Annotated in this window: 17 protein-coding genes, 2 tRNA genes and 3 rRNA genes; 14 read left to right on the top strand and 8 right to left on the bottom strand. The window is 42.0% G+C overall.

Translation table 11 applies throughout. The annotated features are described in order from the left end of the window. Nucleotides 1-30 precede the first annotated feature (30 nt). The gene (locus tag BSEPE_RS07160) at nt 31-954 is read right to left on the bottom strand and encodes a Nudix family hydrolase (RefSeq protein ID WP_066045591.1); all 924 of its coding nucleotides are present in this window, start codon (nt 952-954) and stop codon (nt 31-33) included. A 48-nt stretch (nt 955-1,002) separates the two neighbouring features. On the opposite strand from BSEPE_RS07160, the gene gshA reads away from it, so the two are divergent. The 10 genes from gshA (at nt 1,003) to rrf (ending at nt 12,592) form a co-directional block, all read left to right on the top strand. Next, on the top strand, nt 1,003-2,553 hold the full coding sequence (gene gshA / locus BSEPE_RS07155) for a glutamate--cysteine ligase (protein WP_066045588.1): 1,551 nt from the start codon (nt 1,003-1,005) through the stop codon (nt 2,551-2,553). Then, complete coding sequence (mnmE, locus tag BSEPE_RS07150) at nt 2,546-3,886, top strand: tRNA uridine-5-carboxymethylaminomethyl(34) synthesis GTPase MnmE (RefSeq protein ID WP_066045584.1); 1,341 nt, start codon at nt 2,546-2,548, stop codon at nt 3,884-3,886. Before gshA ends, mnmE begins: the two co-directional genes overlap by 8 nt. 47 nt (nt 3,887-3,933) lie before the next feature. Continuing rightward, nucleotides 3,934-5,370: a GAF domain-containing sensor histidine kinase gene (locus BSEPE_RS07145; protein ID WP_231893495.1), complete on the top strand. Its 1,437-nt coding sequence runs from the start codon at nt 3,934-3,936 to the stop codon at nt 5,368-5,370. Continuing rightward, on the top strand, nt 5,367-5,996 hold the full coding sequence (locus BSEPE_RS07140) for a response regulator (protein ID WP_066045578.1): 630 nt from the start codon (nt 5,367-5,369) through the stop codon (nt 5,994-5,996). Before BSEPE_RS07145 ends, BSEPE_RS07140 begins: the two co-directional genes overlap by 4 nt. 19 nt (nt 5,997-6,015) lie before the next feature. Then, entirely contained in the window at nt 6,016-6,480 is a 465-nt protein-coding gene (locus BSEPE_RS07135) for a rhodanese-like domain-containing protein (protein ID WP_066045575.1), read from the top strand. Nucleotides 6,481-6,744: 264 nt separating this feature from the next. Then, nucleotides 6,745-8,277, top strand: a 16S ribosomal RNA gene (locus BSEPE_RS07130). Between the two features lie 213 nt (nt 8,278-8,490). Continuing rightward, nucleotides 8,491-8,567 (top strand) — tRNA-Ile (locus tag BSEPE_RS07125). 224 nt (nt 8,568-8,791) lie between these two features. Beyond that, a tRNA-Ala gene (locus BSEPE_RS07120) sits at nt 8,792-8,867 on the top strand. Nucleotides 8,868-9,258: 391 nt separating this feature from the next. Then, a 23S ribosomal RNA gene (locus tag BSEPE_RS07115) occupies nt 9,259-12,150 on the top strand. A 326-nt stretch (nt 12,151-12,476) separates the two neighbouring features. Beyond that, a 5S ribosomal RNA gene (gene rrf / locus BSEPE_RS07110) occupies nt 12,477-12,592 on the top strand. Together the 16S, 23S and 5S rRNA genes with 2 tRNA genes alongside form the textbook arrangement of a ribosomal RNA operon. 178 nt (nt 12,593-12,770) lie before the next feature. On the opposite strand, the gene BSEPE_RS07105 is transcribed toward rrf, so the two are convergent. The 5 genes from BSEPE_RS07105 to cysS all read right to left on the bottom strand — a co-directional run bounded on the left by BSEPE_RS07105 (nt 12,771) and on the right by cysS (nt 17,969). After that, entirely contained in the window at nt 12,771-13,931 is a 1,161-nt protein-coding gene (locus BSEPE_RS07105) for a hypothetical protein (RefSeq protein WP_066045572.1), read from the bottom strand. Between the two features lie 239 nt (nt 13,932-14,170). Continuing rightward, the gene (locus tag BSEPE_RS07100) at nt 14,171-15,415 is read right to left on the bottom strand and encodes a 6-phosphofructokinase (RefSeq protein ID WP_083503003.1); all 1,245 of its coding nucleotides are present in this window, start codon (nt 15,413-15,415) and stop codon (nt 14,171-14,173) included. Between the two features lie 48 nt (nt 15,416-15,463). Then, nucleotides 15,464-15,937: a metallophosphoesterase family protein gene (locus tag BSEPE_RS07095; RefSeq protein WP_066045566.1), complete on the bottom strand. Its 474-nt coding sequence runs from the start codon at nt 15,935-15,937 to the stop codon at nt 15,464-15,466. Beyond that, nucleotides 15,934-16,596 (bottom strand): GMP/IMP nucleotidase, encoded by a 663-nt coding sequence (gene yrfG / locus BSEPE_RS07090; protein ID WP_066045563.1) that lies wholly within the window; start codon nt 16,594-16,596, stop codon nt 15,934-15,936. The genes BSEPE_RS07095 and yrfG overlap by 4 nt, the downstream gene beginning before the upstream one ends. Next, nucleotides 16,581-17,969 (bottom strand): cysteine--tRNA ligase, encoded by a 1,389-nt coding sequence (cysS, locus tag BSEPE_RS07085; RefSeq protein ID WP_066045560.1) that lies wholly within the window; start codon nt 17,967-17,969, stop codon nt 16,581-16,583. The genes yrfG and cysS overlap by 16 nt, the downstream gene beginning before the upstream one ends. Nucleotides 17,970-18,080: 111 nt before the next feature. On the opposite strand from cysS, the gene BSEPE_RS07080 reads away from it, so the two are divergent. The 4 genes from BSEPE_RS07080 to BSEPE_RS07065 all read left to right on the top strand — a co-directional run bounded on the left by BSEPE_RS07080 (nt 18,081) and on the right by BSEPE_RS07065 (nt 20,216). Then, nucleotides 18,081-18,680, top strand: a complete 600-nt coding sequence (locus BSEPE_RS07080) for a peroxiredoxin (protein ID WP_066045557.1) — start codon at nt 18,081-18,083, stop codon at nt 18,678-18,680. 64 nt (nt 18,681-18,744) lie between these two features. Beyond that, nucleotides 18,745-18,909 (top strand): rubredoxin, encoded by a 165-nt coding sequence (locus BSEPE_RS07075; protein WP_066045554.1) that lies wholly within the window; start codon nt 18,745-18,747, stop codon nt 18,907-18,909. Continuing rightward, on the top strand, nt 18,910-19,980 hold the full coding sequence (leuB, locus tag BSEPE_RS07070) for a 3-isopropylmalate dehydrogenase (protein ID WP_066045550.1): 1,071 nt from the start codon (nt 18,910-18,912) through the stop codon (nt 19,978-19,980). Then, nucleotides 19,977-20,216 (top strand): glutaredoxin domain-containing protein, encoded by a 240-nt coding sequence (locus BSEPE_RS07065; protein ID WP_066045547.1) that lies wholly within the window; start codon nt 19,977-19,979, stop codon nt 20,214-20,216. The genes leuB and BSEPE_RS07065 overlap by 4 nt, the downstream gene beginning before the upstream one ends. Nucleotides 20,217-20,219: 3 nt before the next feature. Here the strand turns inward: BSEPE_RS07065 and BSEPE_RS07060 are convergent, their stop codons facing one another. Beyond that, entirely contained in the window at nt 20,220-20,846 is a 627-nt protein-coding gene (locus BSEPE_RS07060; protein ID WP_066045544.1) for a hypothetical protein, read from the bottom strand. Nucleotides 20,847-20,903: 57 nt separating this feature from the next. Further along, nucleotides 20,904-21,860, bottom strand: a complete 957-nt coding sequence (locus tag BSEPE_RS07055; protein WP_066045540.1) for an MBL fold metallo-hydrolase — start codon at nt 21,858-21,860, stop codon at nt 20,904-20,906. Nucleotides 21,861-21,873 lie beyond the last annotated feature (13 nt).

The following is a 21,873-nucleotide window of genomic DNA, read 5'->3' as shown; positions in this document are numbered from 1 at the left end:
GATATCAGTTTAAGCTACTATAATTTTTAATCAAAAAGCACTGACCCCCGCAATGCCCTGAGCGCCGAGTTGCAAAGTTTTTTCCAAATCTTGTTCTTGCATGCCGCCGAGGAAATAGACGGGGATGTTGAGTTTATCAACCACTTCTTTGGCGGCATCCCAGCCGATAGGCTGAGTGTCGGGGTGGGTTTGAGTGGCTTGGACGGGGGAGATGACGATGAAGTCTGCACCGAATGCCTGGGCCTGAAATGCCTCGGTTAGACTGTGGGTGCTGATGCCGAGTAGTTGAGTGGCAGGACAAGGTCTGGTTTTAAGGATGTACATTTCTTCGGTGGTGAGATGGTAGCCGTCACAGTCGGGAAGGGAAAAATCTTTATTGGGCGTGTTTAGTAGTAAACTTGCGTCATATTGTCGGCATTTGCTTTTAATTTCTTCTATCATCGCGCTATCCAAGGCTATCTTGCTGCGAAGCTGAATGAGTTTAACGCCTTGGCTGAGTTTTTGGTTGAATTTTAGCATCCAATCGTCGCTACCGTGGTTTTTTGCGGGGGTTATCCAATATTTGTCAGGGAGGGTGATGGCGTGAATGAAGGCCTTCATAGTTGGCAGTAGGTTGTAGGCGAGGAGAGCATCGATTGCTGCCCATGCAATTTCTTGCCCTTCAATGCCAGCAGCAGTGCCTTGGTATTGGTTAATGTTGTAAATGCTAAGTTCAACGATGCGGTCAGAGTAAGCGTGCGTCATGGTTTGGTGCAGACTAATGTGCTGGACTTGGATGCCGAGTTCTTCTTGTAATTCACGGACGATGGCTTGTTCGGGCAGTTCGTTGGGTTCGATTTTTCCGCCAGGAAGCTCCCAAAACCCTGCCATAAATTGCCCTGCTCTGCGTTTTGCGATAAAGATTTCTTGATTTTCATTGCGTAAAACGCCGACAACTGCCTTGATTATTTTCATTCGCTTGCCTTAATGTAAAATAGCGTTATTTTAACATTCTATTGCATTTTGTCTTTAATTGAAACAATCCAACAACTAAAGCCACATCGCACCTTGTTAAAGGGAAATTTGATGGGTCTGGAAAAAGAAGGGCTGCGAGTATCGCGTAAGGGCGGAATTTCTCAGGCGCCACATCCACAGGCATTGGGTTGTGCGTTGACGCATCCGTATATTACGACGGATTTTTCCGAATCGTTGATTGAATTGGTGACGCCACCGGTACATAGTGCGAGAGAAATGCTGACATTTTTGTCAAAGACGCAGCAATATTTGTATCATCATTTGCCAAAAGACCAAAATTTTTGGTCGACAAGTATGCCATGTGTGATTAGGGGTGAGACTCATATTCCGATTGCACAATATGGCAACAGTAATCGTGGACGAATGAAGACCGTGTATCGACATGGATTGGCGAATCGTTATGGGAGTGTGATGCAGACGATTGCGGGAATTCATTTTAATTATTCGTTTGCGACGGATTTTTTGGAGCAATATCGTTTGATTCGGTCGCCAAATCAGTCGCTAAGAGATTTTACCGATCAGCATTATATGGGGCTAACTCGAAATGTGCTGCGTTATGGGTGGTTGATGCCGTATTTATTTGGGGCATCGAGTTCAGTTTGCAAATCATTCTTAAAGGGTTATCATCAGCATTCTTTGATTGAATTTAACGATTCGACTTTGTATGAACCGTATGCGACTTCGCTTAGAATGGGAGATATTGGTTATCAGAATTTGCGTGAAGATGAGGCAGGAGTGAAGGCGAGTTATAATTCGCTGGGGCATTATATTCACAGTTTGAAATCGGGAATGCAGACGACATGTCATGAATATGCGCAGATGGGGGTGAAAAAACAGGGGTTATACCAACAACTAAATACTAATATTTTGCAGATTGAAAATGAATATTATGCATCGGTGCGACCGAAACCAGAAATGATGACAAATAAGAAGCCGTTGGATGCGTTGAGTGAGAATGGCGTGCGTTATATTGAATTGCGTTCGTTGGACATTAATCCGAATTTGGCACTAGGGATTGACGAGACACAGGTACGATTCTTGGAGGTATTTTTGTTGTTTTGTTTACTGGAAGAGTCACCCATTATTGCCAGTCGTGAGCAGTTTGATATTGATGCAAATGACCAGTTGGTAGCACATAAAGGGCGAATGCCGAATTTAGCATTGACACATCAAGGGCAGAAAGTGCCGTTGCAAGAACTTGGTAAAACGGCAATGGATAAAATTGCCTTGTGCGCGGCGTTGTTAGGAGTGGAGTATCAGCAGGCAGTGGCAGAGATTGGCGAGCGAATTGAAAATGCGGAACTAACGCCATCGGCAATTATTTTGAAGGATATGCGTAAGCAGGGGCAAGGTTTTTTTGATTATAGCAATGCATTGGCGAAGCAACATCAGAGGGACGCTTTGGCACAGGAATTGGATGTGGAACATTTTGCATATTTGGATGAGCAGGCAAAAAAATCTTGCGAGCAGCAATTAGAGATAGAACAAGCGGATAATATATCTTTTGATGAATATTTAGCAGCGTATTTTAATGAGTGAAACGACAACAATTTGTGCATTAGCAAGTGCCGCGGGGCAAGGTGGTATCGGCGTGGTGCGTATCTCTGGCATAAGGGCAGCGGCGATTGCTAAGGTAATGCTGGGGCGTGTGCCCAAAGCTCGTTATGCCCATTATGGCTCGTTTTTTAATGAAAATGGCGGAGAAATTGACAAGGGTGTGGCGTTGTTTTTTCCCGGACCACATTCTTTTACTGGCGAAGATGTTTTAGAATTACAAGGACACGGCGGTCTTGTTGTGATGCGGTTGTTACTGGATACGGCAATGGCATTGGGGGCCATTCCTGCATCGCCAGGTGAGTTTTCTAAGCGCGCGTTTTTGAATGGCAAAATGGACTTGGTGCAGGCAGAAGCGGTAGCAGATATTATTGACGCCAGTTCAAAACAGTCGGCACGATCGGCATTGCGTTCATTGTCAGGTGAGTTTTCTAAGCAGGTCAATGCGTTGACACAGGCACTGATTGAGTTACGGGTTTTTGTGGAGGCGACGATTGATTTTTCCGATGAAGAGATTGATTTTTTAGCATCGGGCAAAGTGAAGAAAAAAATTGAGAAAATTGAGGCTGACATTCAGACCATTTTGACATCAGCAGAGCAAGGTGCAATTTTACGAGAGGGGCTGAGTGTTGCTATTGCCGGCAAACCGAATGCGGGGAAATCTTCGTTATTAAATGCATTGACGCAAGAATCAAGTGCGATTGTAACCGATATTGCTGGCACCACACGGGATGTGTTAAAAGAAACTATCCATATTAATGGCATGCCACTCAACATCATCGATACAGCAGGTTTACATATAAGCAAGGATAAAGTTGAACAAGAAGGCATCAAACGCGCGCATAGTGAAATCGAGCGAGCCGATGTGGTGTTATTGGTATTTGATGCTCAGGACAAAATACCAGATTTGTCAATTTTGCCTGAGGGGATTAACGATAAGCCGATTGTTTTTGTGAAAAATAAGGTGGATTTGACCGATGATGTGGTGAGCATAAAGCATTCTAATGGGCAAACACAGTTGTCATTGTGCGCTAAAAACTCAGAGGGCATTGACTTATTAAGGCAAGAATTATCAAGCATTGCAGGATTGAGCGATGCTAATGAGGGCGTTTTGTTAGCTCGAAAGCGCCACATCATCGCTTTGGAGTCTGCCCTCGCCTCAGTTCACAATGCATTGACACAGTTGGATAATAATGCCAGCGAGTTGTTGGCACAAGATTTGTATTATGCTGCGCAGGATTTGGGTAGTATTACTGGCGAGTTTTCTTCAGATGATTTGTTAGGCGAGATTTTTTCTTCTTTCTGCATCGGTAAATAATGGGCATTAAGACAAAATTTTATCTCTATTTTTTAACGACAATTATTTTGTCACCGTTATTGTTTCGTGAGTTAGTTTCGGTGTATCACTCGCCAAATTTCATTGATACGATATTTGCATTATTAATATTATTGATTTATTTAGGGCTATACCTTTTTATTCGTAAGGACTTTTTATTGCCATTTAATGATTTGCAAAAATGGGTGCTTGAATACAATATTGATCAAAGTGCGCGTTTGAGTGATAAAGAAAAGACCACTTTTCAGCCTGTTGCTAGGGCAATTAATCATTTGATTGACGAAAACCAATATCTATACGACGATATGGAAAGTATTCTGCACAAGCAAGTCCAACGATTGAGCAAAAAATCCGCCTCATTAGAGACTTTATATAGTGTCTCGTCAAAACTCAACTCTATGCATTCAGCGAACGAATTATTTGAGTATTTTTTAGATATTTTTATGAAAATGACCTGTGCCTCTTCAGGCGCAGCGCGTCAATTGAGTGATGACGGGGAATTGCACTTAGTCGCCCAATGTGGCGCCATTGATACAAATGGACAAGTTCCTGATGTACTCAGCAGCGATTGTCTCTGTGGTGAAGTGGCAATGGCACAAGATACCCGCGTACAATTCAGCATTCATACTTGCGCAAAATGCGTGGGCGAAAAAGCCAAAGCCAAAGCCGATGTTGGCACGATTTTCATCCCCTTGAGATATCACGGTAAAACTTTGGGTATTTTCAATTTATTTTTTGACACTGAGCCATCACTTGCGTTTGATGAGCGTGCCTTATTGGAATCCATTGCCGACAATATTGCCATTGCTTTAGATAAGGCAAGACTTGATGAAGAAACCAAACGATTAGAACTTTCACAAGAGGGCTTATTTTTATCGCAAGAAATTCATGATTCTTTAGCACAAACAATTTACAGTTTAAAGTTACAAGCTACTGTTTTGGACGATATGTTAAAGCAAGGAAATCTATCTGATGCAGGTGAAAAAGTTGCCAGCTTGCAATCAAACATTACGCAAGCCAATCAAGAACTTAGAGAATTAATGTGCAATTTCCGTGTGCCATTAGATTCGAGAGGCATTAAAGTTTCGCTGGAAAACTTAGTCAATCGCTTCAAAACTGAAGAGGGTATTGTCACCTATTTACAAGTGAAAGGTAAGTTTAATTTAACCCCAGAAACGGAAATGCAGATTATGCGTATCACACAAGAAGCCTTGTCCAACATCCGTAAATACGCTCAAGCACGCAATGTACGGATCTTACTTTCTGCTGAGCCAGTTTGTCAGTTGTTAATCGAAGACGATGGCATTGGCTTTGAAAAAGAGCGATTAGACACCGAGATAATGGGGAATAATATCGGTATGAATATCATGCAAGAGCGTGCCCAACGAATTGGTGCCCACATTGAAATTGAATCTGAGGTTGATGAAGGCACTCGCGTCATAGTAACCTTTGGAGAAAGTTTATGAAAGTTTATATTATTGATGACCACGCCCTATTCCGCAATGGACTGGTGTCTTTATTAGAGTCTAGAAAAATTAGCGCCAAATCTGCACCCTCACCCGAGCAAGGTTTGAATGAAATTCCAGACTTGCAACTGGATGTTATCTTATTAGATTTACGCATGCCAAGCATGTCAGGTATTGAAGTTTTAAAAGCACTAAAAAAACAAGGGGAAGAAACCCCAATTGTCATGCTCACTACCAGCACCGAAGAATCTGACTTACGCGATTGTTTAAAGCATGGTGCGCAAGGTTATCTATTAAAAGATATGGATCCAGATGAATTGGTTGATGCTTTAGAAGAAATCAAAACAGGCAATATTGTTGTTGCTCAAGATATGACCTATATGTTAGCTAAAATTCTACGCAACGAACTCACCGATAATGAACCCTCTTTTGATTCATTGACAGATAGAGAAAAAGAAGTCGCCTGCCAAATCGCTGTCGGACACAGTAATAAAGTCATTGCCCGGGAGTTGGGCATATCAGATGGTACGGTAAAACTGCATGTGAAATCAATCTTAAAGAAATTAACGCTATCATCCCGCGTTGAAGTTGCGGTGATGGTGACTGAAAAAAGGTATTGTAAATAAAAAGGTCTTAATATAAGTTATGGATGATTATCAAAAATTAGTGGCAAAAGCATTGGAGACAGTGGATGAGATTATGCCATGGGATTTAGAGGAAGGTATTCCAAATTCTAATTTAATCTTATTAGATATCAGAGAAGCGCACGAATTTGAAATGATGCACATCCCAAATTCTATTCATGTGCCTAGAGGTGTGCTTGAAAGCGCCTGCGTTTGGAATTATGACGATACCGTGCCAGCACTGGCAAAAGCTAGAAATCAAAATATTGTTGTTATCTGTCGTTCGGGTAATCGCAGCGTATTAGCGGCACAAACTATGCAACAGATGGGCTTTGAAAATGTACAATCTCTTAAATTAGGTATCAAGGGTTGGAATGACAATGACTTCGAAATGATGGATATAAAAGGTAATATTGTTGATATTAATACTGCTGACGAATGGCTTAACCAAGCAGTTGCAGAAGAGAAATTACAAGTAGTTCCTTAACTTAGGAATTATTTTAATAAAAAAGTGGAATAGTTGTTGACAGCGTAAATTTTACTTGTATAATAGCCATCTTTCACTGAGACAAAGAATTTACTTTCCAAGTCTTAGTTGCTCTTTAAAAATCTATCAAACAACTTGTGTGGGCACTCGTACATTAAATTGTGCAAGTGCACATTAAAAACTAAAGCAAATAAGCTTTTTAAAAAATTGAACGCAAAGCGCACTTATTTATAAGTGTTGCCAATGTTCTAAATAGTTAGAATTGAACTGAAGAGTTTGATCCTGGCTCAGATTGAACGCTGGCGGTATGCTTAACACATGCAAGTCGAACGGAAACGATAAGAGCTTGCTCTTAGGCGTCGAGTGGCGGACGGGTGAGTAACGCGTAGGAATCTACCTAGTAGTGGGGGATAGCCCAGAGAAATCTGGATTAATACCGCATAATATCTATGGATTAAAGTGGAGGATCTTCGGACTTCACGCTACTAGATGAGCCTGCGTAAGATTAGCTTGTTGGTGAGGTAAAAGCTCACCAAGGCGACGATCTTTAGCTGGTCTGAGAGGATGATCAGCCACACTGGAACTGAGACACGGTCCAGACTCCTACGGGAGGCAGCAGTGGGGAATATTGGACAATGGGGGCAACCCTGATCCAGCAATACCGCGTGTGTGAAGAAGGCCTGAGGGTTGTAAAGCACTTTCAATTGGGAAGAAAAGCTAGCAGTTAATACCTGTTAGCCTTGACGTTACCTTTAGAAGAAGCACCGGCTAACTCCGTGCCAGCAGCCGCGGTAATACGGAGGGTGCAAGCGTTAATCGGAATTACTGGGCGTAAAGCGTGCGTAGGTGGTTTGTTAAGTCAGATGTGAAAGCCCCGGGCTCAACCTGGGAACTGCATTTGAAACTGGCAAACTAGAGTATAGGAGAGGAAAGTGGAATTTCAGGTGTAGCGGTGAAATGCGTAGATATCTGAAGGAACATCAATGGCGAAGGCAGCTTTCTGGACTAATACTGACACTGAGGTACGAAAGCGTGGGTAGCAAACAGGATTAGATACCCTGGTAGTCCACGCCGTAAACGATGATAACTAGCCGTTGGGAGGATTTACCTCTTAGTGGCGAAGCTAACGCGTTAAGTTATCCGCCTGGGGAGTACGGCCGCAAGGTTAAAACTCAAAGGAATTGACGGGGACCCGCACAAGCGGTGGAGCATGTGGTTTAATTCGATGCAACGCGAAGAACCTTACCTGGTCTTGACATACACGGAACTTTCCAGAGATGGATTGGTGCCTTCGGGAACCGTGATACAGGTGCTGCATGGCTGTCGTCAGCTCGTGTCGTGAGATGTTGGGTTAAGTCCCGTAACGAGCGCAACCCTTATCTTTATTTGCCAGCACTTCGGGTGGGAACTATAAAGAGACTGCCGGTGATAAACCGGAGGAAGGCGGGGACGACGTCAAGTCATCATGGCCCTTACGACCAGGGCTACACACGTGCTACAATGGGAAGGACAAAGGGTTGCTAAGCCGCGAGGTGGTGCTAATCTCATAAACCTTTTCGTAGTCCGGATCGGAGTCTGCAACTCGACTCCGTGAAGTCGGAATCGCTAGTAATCGTAGATCAGAACGCTACGGTGAATACGTTCCCGGGTCTTGTACACACCGCCCGTCATACCATGGGAGTGGGTTGCAAAAGAAGTGGGTAGCTTATTTGGGCGCTCACCACTTTGTGATTCATGACTGGGGTAAAGTCGTAACAAGGTAGCTCTAGCGGAAGCTGGGGCTGGATCACCTCCTTAAGATAAGTATGAGTGTCCACAACAAGTTGTTTGATAACTAAATAAAGAAAATAAAAAAATTACGGAATTGCATAAGCATTAATTTATGTAATTGCGCAGGATATTTTTTATTGTTCAAGGCATTTTTTGAGCGAAGGCGGGCGTGTAGTTTTTCTACATAAGCAACTGAGCGAAAAAAATAGCGCAGAAGAATGAAAAATAGACAAGTAATTTGGGTCTGTAGCTCAGTTGGTTAGAGCGCACCCCTGATAAGGGTGAGGTCGGTGGTTCAAATCCACCCAGACCCACCAAATTTTGTTTTTTGCGGCGTCAAGCCTTCAATCGCTTATTAGCATAAGTTCAATCAGTCTTTCCTTGCAAAAAATCAAAATTACAGTGTTTTTTAATACTGTTTACGCAGGATATTTTTTATTGTTCAAGGCATTTTTTTTGAGTGAAGGAAGGAATGTAGTGAAAACTACATGACTGACCGAACGAAAAAAATAACGCAGAACAATGAAAAATAGACAAGTAAGGGGCCATAGCTCAGCTGGGAGAGCGCTTGCCTTGCACGCAAGAGGTCGGGAGTTCGATCCTCCCTGGCTCCACCACTTTCTATTTTGCCTTGCAAAATACAAGTTTTCATTTTCTTGAAAACTTAAATAAAATCATTTTAATGTGGTTTTAATTTAAGTTTTTAAATCTCGCCTTCGGGTGTGATGCTCTTTAACAATTTAATACATGAAGTAAAGTTTGTAAATATACAATATAACAACGCGATGACTGTTGTGATGACAGTTATCATTGGTGTATTGCATTGACACAACAATTTCAAAAAATATGGATTCTCATCGGCAGTTAATAGCTGCCAATGAAATAAAAAAGAATTCACCGATTGTGATTTATCACAATTTGTGACTTCAGGTGAAATACTAACCTATAACCTTTATAGGTTTGTGAGGGCAAAAGTTGCCATCACAAACAGATAGTTTGGGGTTATATGGTCAAGTGAATAAGTGCATACGACGGATGCCTTGGCATTAGAAGGCGATGAAGGACGTGATAATCTGCGATAAGCTTTGGTTAGCTGATAATAAGCATTATTAGCCAGAGATCTCCGAATGGGAAAACCCAGCCACCATCAGGTGGTTATCCTTAACTGAATACATAGGTTAAGGAGGCAAACCTAGGGAACTGAAACATCTAAGTACCTAGAGGAAAAGAAATCAACCGAGATTCCCTTAGTAGCGGCGAGCGAACGGGGATCAGCCCTTAAGCATATTTTTAGTTAGTAGAATGTTCTGGAAAGTTCAACGATACAGGGTGATAGTCCCGTACACGAAAACTAAATTTATGTGAAATCGAGTAAGGCGGCGCACGTGAAACGCTGTTTGAATACGGGGGGACCACCCTCCAAGGCTAAATACTCTCTAATGACCGATAGTGAACAAGTACCGTGAGGGAAAGGCGAAAAGAACCCCGGGAGGGGAGTGAAATAGAACCTGAAATCGTATGCATACAAGCAGTAGGAGCGGATTTATTCCGTGACTGCGTACCTTTTGTATAATGGGTCAGCGACTTACTTCTCAGTAGCAAGGTTAACCATTAGGGGAGCCGTAGGGAAACCGAGTCTTAAATGGGCGATTAGTTGCTGGGAGTAGACCCGAAACCGGGTGATCTATCCATGGTCAGGGTGAAGGTTAGGTAAAACTAACTGGAGGCCCGAACCCACTTATGTTGAAAAATGAGGGGATGAACTGTGGATAGGGGTGAAAGGCCAAACAAACCCGGAGATAGCTGGTTCTCTCCGAAATCTATTTAGGTAGAGCGTCATGTATTACTTCAGGGGGTAGAGCACTGTTATGGCTAGCGGGTCGTCAAGACTTAGTAAACCATTGCAAACTCCGAATACCTGAAAGTATGAGCATGGCAGACACACTGCGGGTGCTAACGTCCGTAGTGGAAAGGGAAACAACCCAGACCGTCAGCTAAGGTCCCAAAATTATAGTTAAGTGGGAAACGATGTGAAAAGGCCCAGACAGCCAGGAGGTTGGCTTAGAAGCAGCCATTCCTTTAAAGAGTGCGTAATAGCTCACTGGTCGAGTCGGTTTGCGCGGAAGATTTAACGGGGCTAAAACTATATACCGAAGCTGCGGATACTAATTTATTAGTATGGTAGGAGAGCGTTCTGTAAGCCGTTGAAGGTGTCCTGTGAGGGATGCTGGAGGTATCAGAAGTGCGAATGCTGACATGAGTAACGATAAAGGGGGTGAAAAACCCCCTCGCCAGAAGTCCAAGGTTTCCTACGCAACGTTAATCGGCGTAGGGTTAGTCGGCCCCTAAGGCGAGGCAGAAATGCGTAGTCGATGGGAAACAGGTTAATATTCCTGTACTTCATATAACTGCGATGGGAAGACGGAGAAGGTTAGCGCAGCTTGGCGATGGTTGTCCAAGTTCAAGCGTGTAGAGATGAGTTTTAGGAAAATCCGGAACTCTTTATCTCAAGGCGTGATAACGATCCCTCTTTTGGGAGAAGTGCGTGATACCATGCTTCCAGGAAAATCCTCTAAGCTTCAGGTTATATGAAACCGTACCCCAAACCGACACAGGTGGACGAGATGAGAATTCTAAGGCGCTTGAGAGAACTCGGGTGAAGGAACTAGGCAAAATGACACCGTAACTTCGGGAGAAGGTGTGCTCTTGCCGGTGATTTTACTTGCTAAATGAGCTGGTAAGAGTTGAAGATACCAGGTGGCTCCGACTGTTTATTAAAAACACAGCACTCTGCAAACACGTAAGTGGACGTATAGGGTGTGACGCCTGCCCGGTGCTTGAAGGTTAATTGATGAGGTTAGGATTCGTCCGAAGCTTTTGATCGAAGCCCAAGTAAACGGCGGCCGTAACTATAACGGTCCTAAGGTAGCGAAATTCCTTGTCGGGTAAGTTCCGACCTGCACGAATGGCGTAACGAGGGCCACACTGTCTCCACCCGAGACTCAGTGAAATTGAAATTGCTGTTAAGATGCAGTATACCCGCGGCCAGACGGAAAGACCCCGTGCACCTTTACTACAGCTTTGCATTGAACTCTGATCCTACTTGTGTAGGATAGCTGGGAGGCTTTGAAACTTGAACGCTAGTTTGAGTGGAGCCAATCTTGAAATACCAGCCTGGTATGGTTGGGGTTCTAACTTAGGTCCATTATCTGGATCGAGGACAATGCATGGTGGGTAGTTTGACTGGGGCGGTCTCCTCCTAAAGAGTAACGGAGGAGCGCAAAGGTACCCTCAGCACGGTCGGACATCGTGCAATGAGCGCAAAGGTAAAAGGGTGCTTGACTGCGAGACTGACACGTCGAGCAGGTAGGAAACTAGGTCTTAGTGATCCGGTGGTTCTGAGTGGAAGGACCATCGCTCAACGGATAAAAGGTACGCCGGGGATAACAGGCTGATACCGCCCAAGAGTTCACATCGACGGCGGTGTTTGGCACCTCGATGTCGGCTCATCACATCCTGGGGCTGAAGCAGGTCCCAAGGGTATGGCTGTTCGCCATTTAAAGTGGTACGCGAGCTGGGTTTAGAACGTCGTGAGACAGTTCGGTCCCTATCTACCGTGGGCGTTGGAGACTTGAGGGAAGCTGCTTCTAGTACGAGAGGACCGAAGTGGACAAACCTCTGGTGTTTCGGTTGTGACGCCAGTCGCATTGCCGAGTAGCTATGTTTGGAAAGGATAACCGCTGAAAGCATCTAAGCGGGAAGCCCCTCCCAAGATTAGGTCTCCCTGGATATTTAATATCCCTAAAGATCCCTCGAAGACTACGAGGTTGATAGGCAAGGTGTGGAAGCGCAGTGATGTGTGAAGCTAACTTGTACTAATTGATCGTGAGGCTTGACCATATAACACCCAAATTATTTGAATATTTATTTATTCGGATTCATATTTTTGTGTTGATGTGTCATGCAATACACTGAGTAAGTGTACAAACTTTATAAATGTATTTAATTGTTATATCTTCTTTAAGATATAAAAACTTTTTAATTCTCTTAATCTATGCATCTATGCCACCTAATAAAGAAAGAGTGGCGGAGATTTTGCTTAGTTTCAAGGCATTTTTACAATGATTGAAGGTGCACAGTGAAAACTGTGTGACTGATTGAGTTGTGAAAATAACGCAGAAAATGAGTGAAATATTCGCCACGGGATAGAATAAGAAAACAGTTTGCTTAGTGACAATAGCGAGTGTGACCCACCTGATCCCATATCGAACTCAGAAGTGAAACCACTTAGCGCCGATGGTAGTGTGGGGTCTCCCCATGTGAGAGTAGGACATTGCTAGGCTTTAATTCTAAAATACCCCAACATTCAATGAGTGTTGGGGTATTTTTTTGTCTAAAATAAGGTGCCAAATAAAGAGAGATATGCGCTTAAGTAATTTTTAATTAACAGGGTTCAAGCCTGTTAATGTAATTAATGTCTATATCTTTTTTGAATTTAAGACTTGGTAAAATATACCTTATTATTTGTCCCAATACTTGGTTTTAATAGCACGACCTAAGTCTGCATCGATTAATCTTGAGCGCACTTCTAGTAGTCTTTTAATTAGTGCAGGTTCGGCTTTTTCATAGGCTTCCTTATCTGGGGAGCGTTTAACCACAACGCCCAACAATTCAGTAATTGCATTGCCGATTGAGTTCTGTGAAATGGTAACGATGAGCCTACCTTGGTCATCACGATAGATGAGTTGTTTAAAGGCAGGTTGCCAGCGGATATCTGAGGCGTATTTTGCATCGCTTAAGCATTTGTCGCGTACTTGCTTGGCTGCAGATAAGAAATCGTTGTTAAATAATAGGGTTTTCTCAATTTCTTTGGCAAAATAAGCATTCTTTGGTACACCTGAATTTCTACTAGATACTTGAGTGAAGAAAGTGCGATAAAAATCTAAGAAACCTTTTAAAATTTGGTCGTATTCATGCCAAAAATCAATGTTTTTTAGGCTTTCAATACCGCCTTGGATTTCCCAGTTGGTTAATCCTTGCGGATAGCCTGTTAGTGCAATGCTTGATGAATTACCAGTAACAGGCTTTAGAATTTTTAAATCTAATGATGATAAAAATTCTACATAAACATCCTTCATGTAAGCAGCAAAAACAGAATGTTGCCCACCATCGGTTAAATTAGGATTATTTATATCTGTCATATCCGCATCTTTCAGTTGTTGCTTGTCAAACACAATAAAGTGATTGTGCAACATACGAATACTCGGCACACCTGGAGAAGTAATCGGCCAAGTGGAATCAAGCGACGCCTCTCCCGCTAGGATTAAGTATTTTTCAGGGTCAGGATATTTTTCCAGCATAAAGCTAATGATGATTTGGTTCATACGATTCCAAACATTTTTCACATTGTCGGGCACTTGGGTGCGTCGTACAGGTCGCCCTAGTGGGTTTAGTATCTTCTGGGATGTGTTGTAGATGATAGAGCAGTCAAATTCATTTGAGTGTCCTAATGCTTTTCTGTAAAGTAGTAAATCTTCATCGTTGGTTAATAAGCCATTGTTACCCGCTAAATCCGCTAAATTTTCTGGCGAGTTAAAAAATTCATTCGGTTTCATTCCTTCTGGCACATCCAATGGAATAGGTCGAAAAGGCGTGGTAATTTCTCTTGGTCCTGTTGGCATCTTATTTTCTCCTTGTTAAAGGGACTATTGAATATTGAAAGCACAATTCATGAAACACATAAAACAGCACCTTTTTTCGCTCAAAAATTCGTCAAATAACTGGCTATTCTCCTTATTTTTGAGTAAAAAATGCACTATTTTTTGCATTTCCTAAATCGCACTTTCAATAATCAACAATCCCTTAATAAAAAAGGGTTATGCCACTAATGACACAACCCTTTTGAGTTTTTCGTTAAAAATTAAACTTCAAACGATGGTAATTTTTTATCAACCATTTCTTTCTTCATCACTACATAGTCCGGCAAGCCGTTCTTGTATGGTGGGTAGTCTTCGCCTTCAATTAATGGCTGTAAATACTTACGACATGCATCGGTAATACCGAAGCCATCTTTAGTAATGTAATCCATTGGCATCATCTTCTCAACATTAGCAATGTCTTTCAGCTCACCCATGCCGATTTCCCAAGTGTACGGGTTGTTACCCGTGCGAATAATCGCAGGCATGACAGAGTTTTTGCCTTCCATTGCCAAGTTGACAGCTGCCTCACCTAATGCGTATGCTTGCTCAACATCTGATTTGGAAGCCAAATGGCGTGCTGCTCGTTGTAAGTAATCTGCAACTGCCCAGTGGTATTTGTAGCCTAATGCGTCTTTAATTAAGTTAGCAACAACTGGCGCCGCGCCACCAAGTTGTGCGTGACCGAAGTCATCGCGTGTACCTTGCTCTGCAAGGAAACGACCATCTGGCCATTGCGTGCCTTCAGAAACCACAATGGTGCAATAACCAAATTCTTTCACATTCTTGTCAACTTTCGCAAGGAATGCCTTTTCATCAAACTCAATTTCTGGGAATAAAATAACCACGGGGATTGAATCATCAACCAAACCACCTGCCGCTGCAATCCAGCCTGCATGACGACCCATTACTTCTAAAACGAAAATCTTAGTAGAGGTTGCAGCCATTGATGCAACATCAAAACTTGCCTCCATTGTGGAAACTGCAATGTATTTTGCTACCGAGCCAAAACCCGGGCAGTTGTCTGTGACTGGTAAATCGTTATCAACTGTTTTAGGTACATGAATCGCTTGGATTGGGTAGCCCATAGACTCAGATAGTTGAGAAACTTTTAAACAAGTGTCAGCAGAATCGCCACCACCGTTGTAGAAAAAATAACCAATGTCGTGCGCTTTAAATACTTCAATAAGTCTTTCATATTCAGCCTTGTTAGCCTCTAAAGACTTCATCTTATAACGACAAGAGCCAAAACCACCAGAAGGTGTATGCTTTAATGCAGAAATGTTCGAGTCAGATTCTTTTGAAGTGTCAATTAAGTTTTCCATTAAGGCGCCGATGATGCCATTTTGACCTGCGTAAACTTTGCCAATTTTGTCTGGGAATTTGCGTGCTGTTTCGATAACACCACAAGCCGAAGCATTGATTACGGCAGTTACACCGCCAGATTGTGCATAAAAAGCGTTTTTCATTTGTTGTATCCTTTGTTAACTTAAAAAAGAATAATTATACAGTGCAGACTATGCGTTATCGGGGAAATTGTAAGGCGTTATTTCCCATGATTGCTGATTGTCAATCGTTAGCACCAAACATTTAGAACCACCGCGATTGCGAACAGCACCCGATGCACCTGGATTGACAATCCAAGGGCTAACATCGGTATCAATGACTTGCTTGTGCGTGTGTCCGTAAATAATGACTTTGGCGTCAGCGTGGGTTTCTCGTAAAGATTCATGCGACGGTGTTTGCCATCCGTGTTCATGCCCATGTTCCACCACCAATTTGCCACCAGGCAAGTCAAGCATCTCAATATCGGCAAAAGCAAGGTGCCCATCATTATTGCCTCTGACCGCTGTGAGTGGCGCAGTAAATACATTGAGCGTGTTTTCTTCCATGATATCCCCTGCGTGAATAATGCGGTCGCAGGTATTCATTAAAGTAATTATTTGAGGGTGAATCCAAGTGTGGGAGTCTGATAGGATGCCTATTTTCATAAGATTAATGCCTGTTTAAAAGTGTCGATGTTTATAAAACCTTCAATTTCTTTGGCGTCCATTTTAGAACTGGGCTTGCTCATTGCAACAATGGTGCCGATGCCGTATTCTTTGGCGGCATTTAATACGGCGCATGAGTCATCGAAAAAGATGCTTTTGGCTTTGTCAAATTTTAATTCAGTTTCTAATTTGTGCCAAAATTCTTGTTTTTCTTTGGCAGCGTTGTAGTCGTGCGAGACAATCATAGCGTCAAAATAAGACGCTAGATTCGTTACTCGCATTTTTAATTGCAGGGTTTTTCTATGAGCGTTAGTGACTAAATAAATGCGTTTTTTGTGGGCTTTTGCCTGCTCTAAAAATTCCAAAACAAAAGGATGAATTTGAATCAAATGTGCCACATCTTCTTTTAATGCGGCAATGTCTAATTGTAATTTTTCCTGCCAATAATCCAGGCAATACCAATGCAATTTCCCCTCTTCAGCGCGCAAAATCGGGAAAAGTTTATTCTTTGCTTGCTCATGCGTGAGACCGTGTTTTTTGGCAAAAACTAAGGGCATATATTCCATCCAAAAATGCAAATCAAAATTCAAATCCAACAGTGTGCCATCCATATCTAACAGTACGGTGTCAATATCGTCCCATTCTATTTTCTTCGCCATGTGGTCACGCCCGCGCTGTCTTCTAAAATAATATCAAGGTCGGCTAATTCATCTCTGATTTGATCAGAAGTGGTAAAATCTTTGTTGAGTCTGGCTTCATTTCTTTGTGTGATTTTTGCCTCAATATCTTCATCAGATAATGTTACGCCTTGCTTTAAAAAAGCATCCGCATCCATCTGCAAAATACCAATGAAGCCACCGAGTTTTTTCAATAACTGCCCCAATGCATTTGCCAAATCCTTGTCTTTTTCTCGCTCAGTATTGATTAGTTTTGCTAATTCAAATAATACGCTTAATGCAATCGGCGTATTAAAATCATCGTCCAGTGCTTGTGTCATTCTCGCCTCAAAATCAAAGCGTTGTGAAACTTCTTCCGTTGCTGATTCTGATGCATAAAGTCCACGAATGGCAGTATATAAACGCATCAACGATGCCTTGGCGTTGTCTAAATTTTCATTTGAAAAATTCAACGGAGAGCGATAATGTGAACTTATAATAAAGTAACGCAAGGATTCGCCGTCATAATTTTCTAACACCCCGCGGATGGTAAAGAAATTATTCAACGACTTACTCATTTTCTCGTTATTAATATTGACAAACCCTACATGCATCCAAGTATTCACAAAGGCACAATCGTTTGCCCCTTCAGATTGTGCAATTTCATTTTCGTGATGTGGAAACGCCAAATCCATTCCACCCCCGTGAATGTCAAAATGTTTACCAAGGTGCGTGCAAGACATTGCCGAACACTCAATGTGCCACCCCGGACGACCATTGCCCCAAGGCGATTCCCAACTTGGCTCATCTGCTTTTGCCATTTTCCACAGTACAAAATCCAACGGATCTTTTTTATTTTCCTCAATGTCAATCCGTGCACCCGCCTCTAAATCATCGATATTTTTACCGCTTAACTTACCATAATCCTTGAATTTTCGCACTGAATAGTACACATCACCATTCTTGCCTTGATAAGCAATACCTTTATCAATCAAAGTTTTAATCATATAAAACATCTGATCAATGGCATCCGTTGCACGAGGTTCAGCATTAGGAGGCAAGATGCCCAAAGCACGCTCATCCTCGTGCATTGCTTTGATAAAACGGTTGGTTAATGCATAAATATCCTCTTTATTTTCAATTGCCCGTTGAATAATCTTATCGTCAATGTCGGTAATATTGCGCACATATTCCACCTGTGGAAAGTGGCGACGAAGATGGCGAGTAATCACATCAAACATCACCAGCACGCGGGCATGACCCATATGACAATAATCATACACCGTCATTCCACAGACATACATTCCGATTTTTTCAGGGTTAATGGCTTGAAAAATTTCTTTTTTCTTGCTGAGTGTGTTGTAAATTTTTAGCATAAGACGGTATTTTACTTAGTATTTCAGACAATCCCTTATTTTTTATATGATTTAAAGGCATTTATGGTTGTATAATTAAACGGTTTTATATTTATTATTTTGGAGAAAATTATGAGCGTTTTAGTAACACAGCAAGCACCAGATTTTACTTCTGCAGCAGTATTGGCAGACGGTTCAATTGTAGACAACTTTACACTTTCAAGCCTTAAAGGTAAGAAAATTATGCTGTTCTTTTATCCGTTGGACTTTACTTTTGTTTGTCCATCTGAGATTTTGGCACACCATCACCGTATGGCAAAATTTGCAGAAAAGGGCGTTGAAGTTGTAGGCGTTTCTATTGATTCACAATTTACCCATAATGCATGGAGAAATACCGACCCTAAAGATGGTGGTTTAGGCAAGATTGACTTCCCATTGGTTGCCGATGTTAACCATTCAATTATGGAATCTTATGGTGTTGTTCATCCAGCGGGCATCGCACTTCGCGCGTCATTCTTGATTGATGAAGATTTTGTTGTTCGCCATCAAGTGGTGAACGATTTGCCATTAGGTCGGGATGTTGATGAAATGTTGCGAATGGTTGATGCACTTGATTTTCACATAACACACGGTGAAGTTTGTCCAGCAGGTTGGAATAAAGGTGATGAAGGTATGAAAGACACCCCGGAAGGCGTGGCTGAATACTTGGCAAAAAACGCCGATAACCTGTAGTAATTAGGTAAAAATTTAATGAAAAGGGAGTGACAATCACTCCCTTTTTTACACGGAGAAAAGCATGAAAAAATATAAATGTATGGTTTGCGGTTGGATTTACGACGAAGAAAAAGGTTCTGAAAAAGAAGGGCTTGTGCCAGGGACAAAATGGCAAGATGTTCCTGAAGATTGGGTATGCCCTGATTGTGGCGTGACTAAAGACCAATTTGATATGGTGGAAATTTAAATGTCAAAAGTTCTAATATTGCCAGGCGATGGCATCGGCAAAGAGATTGTTGAGCAAGCGTTGAAAGTTATCGATTTTCTAAATGAAAACAACGCACTCAATATGAAGCTGGTGCACGGGTTAATCGGCGGTACGGCTTATGACGAGACGGGTTCGCCATTGCCACAGGCAACACTGGATACGGCCGCGGAGTGCGACTCAATTTTGTTGGGTGCGGTGGGTGGTTATCAGTGGGAAAAATTACAGCGCGATTTGCGTCCAGAGCGCGGTTTATTGGGTTTGCGCGCGGAAATGGATTTGTTTTCTAACTTGCGACCTGCGATTTTGTATCCGCAACTTGCCAGCGCCTCAACTTTGAAAGAGGAAGTGGTTTCAGGTCTGGATTTAATGATTGTGCGTGAACTGGTAGCGGGGATTTATTTCGGTCAGCCACGAGGCATTGAAGAGAAGAATGGTGAAAAATATGGCTTTAATACAGCGACTTATTTTGAATCTGAAATCCGCCGTATTGGACATTCTGCCTTCAAAATCGCTCAAATTCGTGGAAAACGCGTTTGTTCGGTTGATAAAGCCAATGTGTTAGAAGTTTGCGAGTTGTGGCGTGAAACCATGATTGAGGTGGCAAAAGAATATCCAGATGTTGAACTTTCACATATGTATGTAGACAATGCAGCCATGCAATTGGTCAAAGCACCGAAGCAATTTGATGTAATGGTTACCAGTAATTTGTTCGGTGATGTATTGTCTGATTGCGCCGCAATGTTGACGGGTTCTATTGGTATGTTACCGTCGGCATCGTTGAATAAAGATGGTTTTGGCATGTACGAGCCTATTCATGGCAGTGCACCTGATATTGCGGGGCAAGATATTGCAAATCCATTGGCAACTATTTTATCAGTGGCAATGATGTTGCGTTACTCACTCAATCAAGAGTCTCTCGCCAAGAAAATTGAGGCGGCTGTTAACAGTGTCTTAGACCAAGGCTATCGCACCCAAGACATTGCCAGCGATGGAGATACTGTTGTGGGCACTAATAAAATGGGTGATTTAGTGGTGGGAGCATTGGCATGAAAATAGTGGTTTATTCAACAAATACCTGTCCAATTTGCGTTAAAACCAAAGCACTATTAAACAAATGGAATCTGCCGTTTGAACAAAAAATGATTGATGAAGACCGCAGTTTAATGGCAGAGTTTTCAAAAATTACAAATGGTGCAAGAACAGTGCCACAAATCGTCATTAACGACAAGCATATCGGCGGGTTTAGTGATTTAACTGAATTACATATGGATGGTTTTTTCGATTAAAAATTACTGTTTCCAAGCATTTGTTGAGCCATAACCTGCTTCATATCTATAAGTATGATCGTGAATGTGTTTGCCTTTTTTGTTTTTATACCACCATTTGAATTCTATTGCAGATAAGTCATTATCTGAGTTTAAATCAATCTTGATAATTTCAATCATGGTGCTTTTGCATTTTCTTTGCACGCCAATACTCCAGCCGAATCCAGCAGGGAATTTACATCTGCCCAATTTATAATACCTGCCACCTCTACGACTGTCATATACGCGACCTATGCCTTTTTCGTTGCAGGTGAAAAATTGTTGTTTTGAACCATTCATTTTTTCTCTAAACCATACTTCAATTTCTTGATTGGTTTTTGGGTTAAGCCATTTTTTTGGACCTTTAATGGTTGTGCCACTGTTTTCATTGACATAGAAGGAGGTGTTTGCTTTATGCATACAGGCGCTGTTTTTATCGCCATTCCAATCTGCACCACTCCATAATTGATAAGGAATAAATAGCGTATTTTCTTCGCAATTGTATAAGTTGATTATATGCCAAGGGGAGTTGCTTTTGCGTTCGCCTTGACAGGCAAGTTTATGTAATTCTGCTTTATTGTCTTCAGTTATGCTATTTTTATACCAAACCATGCAAAAGCAGGAAAATTAAATATAATCAGTGATAGCGTAAGAATATTTTTTTGAATTTTATTCATCTAACGCCTCAATCTCACTAAACATCTTACCAATATGTTTACCCATGTTGCTTTCGTAGCCATGCCAATCACGATAATCCGTTAATTTTTTGTCAGCAAGTGGTTTGATTTCATAGTCGGCCAAGTCTTCTTCGTAGCCTTTTTTGACTTCATCACGGATAATACGCAAGTAAGTTAACAAGGGTTTTACCGTGCTTTCTGCATTGCCAGTTTCCCCATGGCCAGGGACATAGTAATCCAAGTTTAAATCGATTGCATACTCTAATACTTTAATGTTGCCGTGCATATCAGAAGTGTTGTCAAATCGTCCGTGTCTGTGTAGTAAACCATTGTCACCCATAAATAAAGTTTTAGTTTTGATATGCTCAACCATAATGTCAGTATTGGTGTGCGCTGCTTTTGTCACATTATGGTGAATTTTAAAAGTTTCACCGCCTGCGTTAATGATTTGAAGGTGTGTTGTGGCATTCGTTGGGTAAGTGGCAATCGTGCCTTTAGTGGCGCCCTCAGTTAAGGTATTCATTAAGGCTATCCAGCGATTACCTTCACCATCTTTGGCTTGCTCAATCATATTTGGGTGGGCATAGATTTTGACATTTGGGTAGTGTTCAACAATCGCCTGATTGCCCAACCAATGGTCACCATGGACATGGGTGTCAAAAACTGCGACAATTGGCTTATCGGTAATTTTCTCAGCCGCAGCAAGGACATTTTTGCCAACACTATAAGCGCTACCTGGATCAATAATAATGGCACCATTAGCACCGACAATAAGCCCAGGATTATTCATAAATCCACGATTTTCAGCATTAGGCTCGTCAAGTGGACCATGTATTACATACACATTGTCGGCAATTTTTTCAAATTTATATCCCTCTGTGCTATTTAACAGCCAAACGACAGCGATTGCTAAAAATATAAGTGTTAATGTTAGTATAAGTTTTTTCATTATTTTCTCCTTA

The sequence above is a fragment of the endosymbiont of Bathymodiolus septemdierum str. Myojin knoll genome, assembly GCF_001547755.1.
Classification (GTDB): Bacteria; Pseudomonadota; Gammaproteobacteria; order PS1; family Pseudothioglobaceae; genus Thiodubiliella.
This window is presented reverse-complemented; position numbering and strand designations above follow the sequence as displayed.